Raw genomic sequence first — 1,228 nt, 5'->3', positions numbered from 1 at the left:
ACGAGGCTCTTGCGATCTCATCGCCCACGTCGCCACCGACTGCACCCCGAAGGTGGTGCTCACGACCCCCGAGCGGCTGACGACGGTCCGGGAGGCCGTGCCCGGGAACACCCCGGTCGTGGTGTTCGGGCAGCCCGAGTGGGACGCGCTGACCGCGGCCGAGCCGGACGCGGGGCCCGGCGGGGTGATCGACCAGGACCCGGCCGCCATCATGTACACCTCCGGCAGCACCGGCGGCCCCAAGGGGGTCGTGCTGTCCCACCGCAACCTGCTCGCCGGCGCCGCGAGCGTGGCGGAGTACCTCGGCCACACGCGCGACGACGTCGTGCTCGCCGCCCTGCCGCTGAGCTTCGACGCCGGGTTCAGCCAGCTCACCACGGCGTTCGCCGCCGGGGCGCACGTCGTGCTCGTGAACTACCTGCTGCCCAAGGAAATCGTGCGGCTCTGCGCCCGCCACGGCGTCACCGCGCTGACCTGCGTGCCGCCGCTGTGGCTGCAGCTGGTGACGCAGGAGTGGCCCGCCGAGGCGACCGCGCGGCTGCGGTACTTCGCCAACACCGGCGGCCGCATGCCGCGCGCCACGCTGGCCAAGCTGCGCCGGATTTTCCCGGCGGCGCAACCGTTCCTGATGTACGGCCTCACCGAGGCCTTCCGCTCCACCTACCTCGACCCGGCCGAGGCCGACCGCCGGCCCGGCTCGATCGGCAAGGCCATCCCCAACGCCGAAGTCCTCGTGCTGCGCGCCGACGGCACGCCGTGCCTGCCCGGCGAGCACGGCGAGCTGGTGCACCGCGGCGCGCTCGTGGCGCTCGGCTATTGGAACGACCCCGGGCGCACGGCGGAGCGCTTCCGCCCGGTGCCGGGGCCGGACGGCCTGGTGCGCCCGGAGATCGCCGTGTGGTCGGGCGACACTGTCTACCGCGACGAGGACGGGTTCCTCTACTTCGTCGGCCGGACCGACGAGATGATCAAGACCTCGGGCTACCGCGTCAGCCCCGCCGAGGTCGAGGAGGCCGCCTACGCGACGGGCCTGGTGGGGGAGGCGGCCGCGTTCGGCGTGCCGGACCCGGTGCTGGGCCACCGGATCGTGCTGGCGGTCGCGCCCGAGGCCGACCCGGAGGCGATTTCCCGGGCGCTGGCGAAGGAACTGCCCGCGTACATGCTGCCGCGGCGGGTCGAGGTGCTGCCGAAGCTGCCCCGGTCGGTCAACGGCAAGTTCGACCGCGTC

General features: G+C 73.9%; 1 protein-coding gene. It reads left to right on the top strand.

Annotated elements, in window-relative coordinates; genetic code table 11:
- The coding region (locus ACWDN5_RS46795) for an AMP-binding protein (RefSeq protein WP_449680799.1) at positions 1 to 1,228 on the top strand (1,228 nt) is incomplete at both ends.

Source organism: Amycolatopsis sp. NPDC003731 (assembly GCF_053586895.1).
The sequence above is the reverse complement of the archived record's forward strand: the minus strand, read 5'-3'. Positions and strand labels throughout refer to the sequence as shown.